Annotated in this window: 5 protein-coding genes; all 5 read left to right on the top strand. The window is 48.1% G+C overall.

Annotation, left to right across the window (positions count from 1 at the left end; genetic code table 11):
- Nucleotides 1-367 precede the first annotated feature (367 nt).
- The 5 genes from susR (at nt 368) to FVR03_RS11110 (ending at nt 10649) form a co-directional block, all read left to right on the top strand.
- On the top strand, nt 368-1912 hold the full coding sequence (susR, locus tag FVR03_RS11130) for a SusR family glycan utilization regulator (protein WP_147921828.1): 1545 nt from the start codon (nt 368-370) through the stop codon (nt 1910-1912).
- A gap of 1090 nt (nt 1913-3002) precedes the next feature.
- A complete protein-coding gene (locus FVR03_RS11125; protein WP_147921827.1) occupies nt 3003-6035 on the top strand; it encodes a SusC/RagA family TonB-linked outer membrane protein in 3033 nt (1010 codons plus the stop codon).
- 20 nt (nt 6036-6055) lie between these two features.
- Nucleotides 6056-7651 carry a RagB/SusD family nutrient uptake outer membrane protein gene (locus FVR03_RS11120; RefSeq protein WP_147921826.1) on the top strand — a complete coding sequence of 532 codons (1596 nt, stop codon included), beginning with the start codon at nt 6056-6058 and terminating at the stop codon, nt 7649-7651.
- A 70-nt stretch (nt 7652-7721) separates the two neighbouring features.
- A complete protein-coding gene (locus FVR03_RS11115) occupies nt 7722-8813 on the top strand; it encodes a SusE domain-containing protein (protein WP_147921825.1) in 1092 nt (363 codons plus the stop codon).
- Between the two features lie 264 nt (nt 8814-9077).
- Nucleotides 9078-10649, top strand: a complete 1572-nt coding sequence (locus tag FVR03_RS11110) for an alpha-amylase family glycosyl hydrolase (RefSeq protein WP_147921824.1) — start codon at nt 9078-9080, stop codon at nt 10647-10649.
- Nucleotides 10650-10685: the final 36 nt, after the last annotated feature.

Below are 10685 nucleotides of genomic sequence, written 5' to 3'. Positions count from 1 at the left end.
TTTTGGCGCTGTCTTGTTTTTTGTGTCTTAACTACTGATTTACAATTAATTAAACCCAAAACTCGCGTTACTAAGCTTTTAACATCAAGGGTTGAAAATCTTTAAACTCCATTATTTCTACTTCCAAACATTTGTTCTGGTCTCGCTGTTTTTACAGTCCCTGCACTTCTGGCGGAAAAGAAAATTATGAAGGATTTACACCAGAAGTGGCTCTTTCTTCAGATACAGGGCCGGTTTGCTTTGAGATAAGGGCAAGTAAATATATCTTCGGGAGTTTTATAATATTCAATAACCAGATCGTGCTATGAAAAGCTGGAGCTTGTTGCTAGTGTTTCTATTGCTTTTGTGTTCTCCTTCAGTCTTTTCAATGTCAGCGCCCGATAGTTTGCTTGCAGAACTGAGCCATGTAATCGCAAACCGGGAAACGTACATAAACAAAACCGATAAGCGGATCGAAAACCTGAAAAACGAGCTGGCCGACGACAACCTGACTCAGGAGGAGAAGTTTAACCTCTACAACAAGCTTTACTTTGAGTATCGTTCTTTTAAGTTCGATTCGGCTTTTACCTACGCCCTGAAACTGCAGGAAATAGCCCACAAATTACCCGACCCCACCCACACCACCTATGCCAACCTGAAACTCAGCTTCACCATGCTCTCATCAGGCATGTTTAAAGAAACGCTCGATTCGCTTAACGCTATTAATCTGGCTGGTGCACCCGATAGCATGAAAATCGATTACTACGGCCTCAAAGCCAGAGCCTACTACGACCTGGCTTCTTATAACATGGACAATTATTTTGCCGAGCGCTACATTAGCCAAGGCAATATGCTCATGGACTCGGCCCTGGTGCTCAGCGAAAAAAATAGCCTGGAATACTACTCCCTGGTGGGTCTAAAGCTGCTGAAGGAGCAAAACTTCGAAAAAGCAAAACGCATCTTTCATCTTATTTTAGACAAGTTTGAGCTCTCGGAGCACGATTTCGCCATTGCGGCCGCGTCGCTGGCTGTTGCCTATAAGGAAACTGGCAAAACCGATAAAGCCATTGAGTTTATGACCCGGGCTGCCATAGCCGATATAAAATCATCTACAACAGAAGCAATGGCGCTTATGACACTGGCCGAGTACCTTTATAATAACGGAGAAGAAACACTGGCCTATGATTACATAAAGCAAGCCCTGCACGATGCCACGTTCTATGGTGCCCGCCAGCGCAAAATTCAGGTGGCGGCCATTTTACCGATTATAGAAGGAGAGAGGCTGGCAACCGTAGAGGGGCAACGGCGTACACTTTTTGTGTATGCCATTGCGGTAACGCTGCTGTCGGTGCTGGTTATTTTGTTTACCATCATTATTTTCAGGCAGCTGAGCCAATTGCGCGAGGCAAAACGAACAGTTACAGAGGCAAACAACAACCTGCAGGAAATGAATGAGCGCCTAATGGAGGCCAACAAAATAAAAGAAGAATACATTGGCCACTCCTTTAACGTTTACTCCGATTACCTCGATAAAATAGAGAAGTTCAAGAAATCGATCGACAAGAAGCTCATGGCCCGCAAATTCGATGAGATAAACCATGTGATGAAGTCGATAAACCTTAAAAAGGAACGGGAGGCCCTGTACCTGAGCTTCGACAAGATTTTTATTAAGCTTTTCCCAAATTTTGTCCCGGTGTTCAATTCGTATTTCAACGAAGAAGACAGAATCACCATCAAAGACAACGAATCGCTAAACATAGAACTCCGGATTTTTGCCCTGCTCCGGATCGGCATTCACGACCACGAGCAGATTGCCCGCATATTAGAGTACTCAGTTAGCACCATCTACAACTACAAAACCAAGGTCCGCAACCGCTCCATTCTGCCAAACGAAGAGTTCGAAAAACGGATAATGGAAATAAAAGCGTTTTAATACCCGCACCAGACTGGCCCATACGCCCCTGCTGTGTGTTTTCACCAATAGGCGCGGACGGAGTAGCTATTCTTTACTTACTGCCATAGCACAGCTTAAAGGTTTTACTATGGTAGTAAGTAAAGCAGAATAATAAAGCAAGCTATACAAGAAGTAACTGCCGCTATTATAGCTGTAGCAGTAACAATGCTACCTTAAACTGTAAAGTCATTAGCCATTACTGATGGTTCTAGCTTACATTAATCTTTTACATTGGCAGAGTGGTACGAGCTGAACTACAAATCAAAGAGGTTTCATACCGATTTAAATTATCTGAATGAAAACAGCCTTCCAAAGACTTTTCTGACAAAAAGAGTCAAGGGTTGGCCAGGGAGTTAGCATATTTAAATAGTGTTCCTCCAATTTGAAGAATAGAACTATGCCTCTGCAAATACAAACTTCACCTGCCATAACTTACTGCCAAGGTGCTGCCAGAGAGGGTAGAGCATTACCTTCTTTACTACGTAGTTCTGGCATTAACCTCCAGCCGCTGATATGCACGAATGTTTGTTACTAAATGTGCCTGAAAACACCTTACTTTGAACCTACTTTTTTAAGGTGCTGATGTATTTGTAACAAATTGAAAAACAGCATGTTACTATGCTTGAAAGGTAAATATTTTCTACACTTTATATACAATTGTTGAAGTTGCCTCGTAGGAGCTACAAATTTGTGTAAACATACGATTGTTAGTTCTGCTGTGGCAGTGTCTTTACAACAATCTAATATTAAACAGAAGCAAATATTTGCAGCCCTGTATAGAGAGAGGCCATTTACAAAGCAGAATTACATAAACCTGAAAAGTATTATCAACAAAACCTAAAAACCATACTATGAGGTATTCTACACAACACACGTTACAGCTACACCTACATCTTCTACCGTAAGCACCTTTCCTGAATAGGCAGAACAGCAAACAGCTTTTGCCGAAAGCTAATCCAATCCTTGTTCTGGTATGGCCGTTTTTGCCACATCAGTGCCACCCTCGATAGGTCTTCATATTATTTAAACTAGTACAGCAAAAGTAAATTCACTCTAAAAAGATTTCAAAATGAATAAACGTATAACGAATCGGCTGCAGCAGGCCCTGCCAAGCATACAAGTCTCCTTCTGCGCCAGGCTTGTTCAGAAGGAAAAGCTTGCGCTGCTCCCTTTGCTTTTGGCGTTCCTGCTCTTCTCGGTTTCGGCCATGGCCCAGGGCAGCCTGACAGTAACAGGTAAGGTTCAGGACGAGAACGGATTTGGGTTGCCAGGTGTAACTGTGCTATTAAAAGGCACTACTACTGCCTCGCCTACTGATATGGAAGGGAATTTTGCGCTGCAGGTACCTGATGGGAATGGTACCTTAGTTTTCTCTTATATCGGATTTCAAACCCAGGAGGTTCAGATAAATAACCGCACCTCCATACCAGTAGTGCTCGCCACCGACTCTAAAGCGCTCGGAGAGGTAGTGGTAGTGGGTTATGGTACGCAACGCAAGAGCGATATAACAGGAGCTGTAACTGCCATTTCGGAAGAGGATTTTGTGCAGGGCCAGATCACCACCCCTGAGCAACTGATAAGCGGTAAAGTGGCCGGTGTGCAGATTACCTCTAACGGTGGTGCCCCAGGAGCAGGTAGCCGCATCCGGATAAGAGGAGGTGCTTCGCTTAACGCCAACAACGAACCCCTGATTGTGATAGATGGCGTGCCACTCGACAACTCCACTGTGTCAGGTACAGCAAACCCGCTGAGTTTCCTGAACCCGAACGATATCGAAACCTTCAATATCCTGAAAGATGCTTCTGCCACAGCTATTTATGGTTCCAGGGCATCTAACGGGGTTATTATCATCACAACCAAAAAAGGACAGTCGGGGCAGAAAATGAAGCTCAACTTCAGTACCATGCATACGCTCTCTGTTGTAGGAGATAAAGTGGATGTATTGTCAGCCGACGAATTTAGGGCGGTAGTTAACGAACGTGGTACCGAAGCCCAGAAAGCGCTGCTTGGAACGGCCAGTACCGATTGGCAGGACCTGATTTACCGCAAAGCCTATACCACCGACAACAACATCGGGTTTAGCGGCTCTATAAAAGAAATTGACCTGCCGTATCGCGTGTCGTTGGGCTATCTGAACCAGCAGGGTGTGCTATTGCGCGATAACTTTCAGCGTGGTTCTGCTACCATAAACCTGAACCCTTCGTTCTTCGACGACCACCTGCGCGTAAACCTGAACCTGAAAGGTGCCCAGACTAAGAGCCGTTTTGCCGACCATGGTGCCATTGGTGCCGCCGTTGCTTTTGACCCTACCAAACCAGTCTATGCCGACAACAACTTTGGCGGCTATTACCAATGGACAGAGCCCAGCGGCAATTTTAACACCTTAGCTACCCGAAACCCGCTCAGCATGCTGAACCAGCGCGACGACGAAGGCGAGGTGAAAAGAGCGATTGGTAACCTGCAGCTCGACTACCGCTTCCATTTCCTTCCTGACCTGAAAGCGAACCTGAACCTGGGTTTCGACCGCACCAACGCAGAGGGCTTTACTCGCTTTGCGGCCGATTTTGCGCCAAATGCCTTTGAGGGTGGCCGTTTATCAAGATACTCACAGGAGAAAAGAAATGAACTGGTTGACTTTTACCTGAACTACGTAAAAGATATCTCCGCTATCAGCAGCCGGGTAGATGTAACAGCCGGTTATTCTTTCCAGGAGTTTTCCATTAACGAGCCGTCTTATGATGTCGTTAACCTGGCAGATGATGTACTCGCTGAGGCAGGCAATCCGGCATTGCCTTACTTCCGCCTGAAGTCTTTCTTTGGCAGGGTAAACTACGCCCTCCTGGACCGCTACATTTTTACAGCCACTATTCGTCGCGATGGTTCCTCCAGGTTCAGCCCGGAGAACAGGTGGGGTACTTTCCCGTCGCTGGCCTTTGCCTGGAGAATCAGCGAAGAAGCCTTTTTAAGAGAATCGAAAGCTGTTTCGGACCTGAAACTGCGGGCAGGCTATGGTGTAACAGGTCAGCAGGACATAGGTGAGCGCAATGTGTTCCCATACCTGCCCAACTACACTCCCGGCGACAGCAGAGCAGCCTACCAGTTCGGCAACACCTGGTACAACACCCTACGCCCTGAAGGATACGACACCGGCATTAAATGGGAAGAGACTGTAACCTACAATGCCGGTCTGGATTACGGATTCATGAACAACCGCATTACAGGTACTATTGATTATTTCCATAAAAAGACGAAAGACCTGCTGGCGCAGGTAGCAGTACCGGCCGGTACCAACCTCACAAACGAGCTGATCACGAACGTAGGGAATATCGAAACCAAAGGTCTGGAGGCAGCTATTAACTTCACCGCCATCAGCACCGAAAAACTGACCTGGGATATTGGCATAAACGGAACCTTCAACAAAATCGAGATTACGAACCTGAGCCGGGTAGAAGACCCTAACTTTGAAGGCTACTTTGTAGGTGGCATAGCAGGTGGAGTAGGCAACAACATCCAGATTCATTCAGTGGGTTATGCGCCATTCAGCTATTACGTTTATAAGCAGGTATATGATGCGGCAGGAAGACCTCTGGAAGGAGTTTACGCAGACCTGAACGGAGACGGTGTTATTACCGAAAGTGACAGGTACCGTTACAAAGCTCCGAACCCTACCGCTTTCTTCGGTTTCAATTCACAGCTAACCTACGGGAACTTCAATTTTAGTTTTGTAATGCGCGGCAACGTGGGCAACTACATGTACAACAACGTGTTCTCCAACAACGCAGCTTACAGAGCCTTCTCTTTCTCTAACTACCTCACCAACGTATCCAGAAACGTAGAGGAAACCCAATTTCAGGATTTCCAGCTGTTCTCCGATTATTACATGGAGAATGCCTCTTTCCTGCGCATGGAGAACATCAGCTTTGGCTACAACTTTGGCCGCATCTTAAACGACAAAGCCGGGTTGCGCTTATCGGCCAACATCCAGAATGCCTTTGTTATAACGAAGTACAGAGGACTTGATCCGGAGATTCCGAGTGGCATCGACAACAATTTTTACCCCAGACCGCGGGTGTTTGCACTTGGCCTGAACTTCGAACTCTAATCTTTTTAACCTGAACAACCATGAATATTAAATTGATAAGAAACCTCGCACTGGCCGGCTTTTTAACCTTTACAGCTGCCTGCGACCATAACCTCGATATTGAGCCGAAGGTAGGAGTTGTGTCTTCTGTTGTATACACCGATTTTAGCAACTATAAGCCTATTCTGGCCAAACTTTACGCCGGCTACGCCACCAACGGCCAGCAGGGCCCGACCGGACGCCCCGATATTCTGGGAATAGATGAGAATTTCTCGAATTACCTGCGCCAGTACTGGCAGGCCCAGGAACTGCCCACCGATGAGGCCGTTATAGCCTGGAACGACGGAAACCTGCGCGACCTGCACGAAATGGACTGGACTCCGGCAAACGAATTTATCCGGGTAATTTATAACCGTATTTACTACCAGGTAGCGCTCACCAACGAGTTCATCCGCGAGACGACAGACGATTTACTCAGCAGCCGTGGCATTACCGGAACTAACCTCGAAGAGGCAAAGCGCTTCAGAGCCGAAGCCCGTTTCCTGAGAGCGCTTAGCTACTGGCACGCCATAGACCTTTTCGGAAATGTGCCGTTTGTGACAGAAGAAGACGCAGTTGGCAATTTCTTTCCGGAGCAGACAAACCGGGCGGCCTTGTTTGCCTATGTGGAGTCGGAGTTGCTGGCCATAGAGCCGGAGCTGGCAGAGGCAAGGCAAAACGAGTATGGCCGAGCTGACAAAGCTGCCGCCTGGACCCTGCTCACCAAGCTTTACCTGAATGCTGAAGTTTACACAGGCCAGGCCCGCTATACCGATGCCGTAACTTATGCCAAACGTGTTATAGAGGCAGGCTTCACTTTAGATCCGGTATACGAGCACCTGTTCCTGGCAGATAACCACACCTCTCCAGAAATTATTTTCCCGATTACTTTTGACGGAACCCGCACCATTACCTACGGCGGCATGACTTACCTGGTGCACGCGCCGGTGGGTGGTAGTATGGTGCCAGCAGATTTTGGCATAAATGGCGGCTGGGGCGGCTTACGTACCACACGCTCTATTGTAGAGCTGTTTTCTGATATTACCGGCAACACCGACTCCAGGGCCAATTTCTACACCGATGGCCAGAACCTCGACATCGAGGATGTTTTCTCCTTTACAGAAGGTTACCCGATCATCAAATTCAGAAACGTAACCTCCACCGGTCAGGCTGGTTCTGACAGAGTTGGTGACCACCCGGATACCGATTTCCCGATGTTCAGGCTGGCAGATGTGTACCTGATGTATGCAGAGGCTGTGCTTCGTGGCGGTACTGGTGGTAGTGCCACAGAAGCTCTGCAGTACATCAACCAGCTGCGCACCAGAGCTTACGGTAATGCATCCGGTAACATAAACGCCAACCAGATGACACTTAATTTCATACTGGATGAAAGGGCCCGCGAGCTGAAGTGGGAGGCCCACCGACGTACCGACCTGATCCGCTTTAACAGGTTCACACCCGATACTTATGTCTGGGCCTGGAAAGGTGGTGTAAAAGAGGGTAGAGGCGTAGAGAGCTATCGAAATCTCTATTCAATTCCTTCTACCGACTTAACAGCTAACCCGAACCTGGTGCAAAACCCTGGCTACAGAAGATAATTAAGGCAGCGCGGCAACTGCCAGGTGCAGGTGCCGCGCCAGCCAATCAAGAAAAGAAAAATCATTTTATATGAAAAAGCAGCTACATCACATACTATATCTCCTGGTTTGCTCTCTTACGCTTTGGGCTTGCGACAAAGACGAAGACATGACCATGGCCAGAACAGGTACCATACCTGCACTTACTGCCACCCAGTCGAACCTGGTGCTGGAGGAGGCGCAAAGCTCACGCGATGCCGTAACTTTTACCTGGACAACCTCCAACTTCGGCTACGCTGCCGCGGTGCGTTACACGCTCCAGTTCGCGCACCCCGACGATGCCACCTTTGCCAGTGCCAGAACCATTGTGCTCAACAACCAGACCGTTAGAACGGTGTCGGTGGGCGAATTGAATGTAATTGCAAATGAAATTGGCTTGCCTACCTTTGAGCCTGCTGCCATGCTGGTGCGTATCAAAGCCGATATTTCAGATAGGTTCGAAGCCGTTTATTCTGATCCGATTACCCTGAACGTTACCTCATACCTCTCTGAGCCGCCCTTCGCTACGTTATATATGGTAGGTTCCGCGACAGAGTTCGAGTGGGATAACAGCAAGCCAACTCCTATGTTCCGCTCCGAAGAAGATATGTTCATCTACACTTTTACCGGCAGGTTTAAGGCTGGCGATCTTAAGTTTTTAGGCGAACCGGGCAAATGGGCACCTCAGTACGGCAACGATGGCAGCGATGGCCTGCAGTTCCGCGAAACAGATGCTGACCCTGATCCAGGGGCCTTTACTATTCCAGCTGAAGGCTACTACACAGTTACCCTGAGCCTGCGCGAAAACAGCCTGACGATAGAGCCATATAGCGCTGCCGGTTCTCCTACTTACCCTGCTATTGGCATCATTGGTGAGTTCAACGGCTGGAGCGATAATCTGCCGCTCCTTGCAAAATCGGCTTACAACCCACACTTCTGGAGCAAAGAGCACACCTTTGAGGCAGACACGGAGCTAAAATTCAGAATTCAGTCGGGATGGACGGTGAACTGGGGAGCCAATGGAGAGCCAACTTCGCTGTACGGCACTGGCGGACAGGATAGACCAAACCTGCAAATACCGGCAGGCACCTATCTCATCCTGTTCAACGACCTGACTGGCGAGTACCTTTTCCTCGAAAAATAAACAATCTTCTATCTTTTTACTCAACCTGGAAAATCAGCGGCAGCCTTATTTAAAAGTGCTGCTGCTGGTATTTCCGAAATAAACAGGTGCTGTAGCCTGATCTGGTTAAGCATTGAATTTGAAAAATCAATCTATTAAAAGCTGGAAGAGATACCCTTGAAGGAAAACAGGAGTTTTTTGTTCTGAAGGCACTTTTCATTAGAATAATTTGCTTACTGCTGCGCAAGCAACCCACAGAAATAGCTACTGAACGAAACTAGAATCATGAAAAAAAACACTTTACGCAACTTTCTTTTTGCCGGCTCTCTTTGCTTTGCCGCCGCCTGTAGCAGCTCCGAGAAACTGGGCTCACCGCAAGCCAAGGTCAGCGACTGGCCCAGAGGCGTTACCTACGAGATATTTGTACAGTCGTTCTGCGACTCCGATGGCGACAGCATTGGCGATATTAAGGGCATGACCTCTAAACTCGACTACCTGCAGGACCTGGGGGTAGAGGGAGTTTGGCTGATGCCCATGAGCCCCTCACCGAGCTATCACAAATACGATGTAACCGACTACTACGGCATTCACCCCGATTACGGCACCAAAGACGACTTCCGGGAGTTTGTGCGGGAGGCGCACAAGCGGAACATTCGCGTTGTAATTGACATGGTGCTGAACCACTCCGGCGTTGACCACCCCTGGTTCCAGAGTTCTAAAAACGATCCGAAAAGCCCTTACCGGAACTATTATGTCTGGGCCCACAAAGACGATCCGCAAACCAAAGGCGAAGGCAAGATTATAGCCGGTGACTCCGACAACGTGAACCGGTGGCATGCCGTTGAGGGCAGCGATTCGCTTTACTATGGCTACTTCTACGGCGGCATGCCCGACCTGAACTTCGATAGCCCCAGGCTGCGGCAGGAGGTGTTTAAAATAGGGAAATATTGGCTGGAGGACATGGGCATAGATGGTTTCAGGCTCGATGCCGCACGCCATATTTTCACCGACGACCGACCCGAAGATAACCACAACTGGTGGATCGAATTTAAGGAGGAGATGCAGAAGATAAAGCCTGATGTGTATTTGGTAGGAGAGGTGTGGGCCGAAGCCGAAATTGTGGCACCATATACTAAAGGGCTTCCGGCCTTGTTCAATTTTGAGATGAGCTGGGCTATGGTAGAAGCACTGCAGCAAGGAAAAGCCGATTCGCTTGCCCTAAAACATGCGCGTATACAGGAGTATTACAGCAACGTAAATCCTGATTTTATTGATGCCACCATCCTGAGCAACCACGACCAGAACCGCATTATGAGCGAGTTAGACGGCAACCAGGACAAGGCTAAAATGGCGGCTGCGCTGCTGCTGACACTACCAGGTTCTCCTTACTTATACTATGGCGAGGAAATTGGCATGCAAGGCAAAAAGCCAGACGAGCTAATCCGGGAGCCATTTCTCTGGGATGTAGCCAGCAAAGACAAATGCCGCACCAAATGGGTAATGCCTGAGTACTCGACCGAGCAAACCGTAGCTCCGGCTGCCGTACAGGCTGCCGACGAAAATTCGTTGCTCACCCATTACAAAAAACTCATCAGCCTCAGAAACAGCAGCGGTGCCCTGACTTTTGGCAAAATTGAACCTTTGCAACTGCAGCAACCCGCTGTAGCAGCCTTTACCCGAACGCACGAAAATGAGGCTTTGCTGGTGTTGCACAATGTAGGAAGCTCTGCAGTTAATGTGCCTTTGCCAGATGTATTTAAAGATTACAAAATCACCAGGTTTACCTATAATGAGGCCAGCGTTCGTAGCGGGGCTGTGCAGCTGCCTGCTTTCAGTACCATCATTTTACAAAAGTAAGGTATAGCTGTAGCCTGCGCAGGTCAGAGCCTGTCA

The organism is Pontibacter qinzhouensis (genome assembly GCF_008017455.1).
In the GTDB taxonomy this organism is placed as follows: Bacteria; Bacteroidota; Bacteroidia; order Cytophagales; family Hymenobacteraceae; genus Pontibacter; species Pontibacter qinzhouensis.
This window is presented reverse-complemented; position numbering and strand designations above follow the sequence as displayed.

Coding starts and splice junctions, on each gene's coding strand:
- susR (WP_147921828.1), top strand. CDS start 368: ATGTCAGCGCCCGATAGTTTGCTTGCAGAACTGAGCCATGTAATCGCA.
- FVR03_RS11125 (WP_147921827.1), top strand. CDS start 3,003: ATGAATAAACGTATAACGAATCGGCTGCAGCAGGCCCTGCCAAGCATA.
- FVR03_RS11120 (WP_147921826.1), top strand. CDS start 6,056: ATGAATATTAAATTGATAAGAAACCTCGCACTGGCCGGCTTTTTAACC.
- FVR03_RS11115 (WP_147921825.1), top strand. CDS start 7,722: ATGAAAAAGCAGCTACATCACATACTATATCTCCTGGTTTGCTCTCTT.
- FVR03_RS11110 (WP_147921824.1), top strand. CDS start 9,078: ATGAAAAAAAACACTTTACGCAACTTTCTTTTTGCCGGCTCTCTTTGC.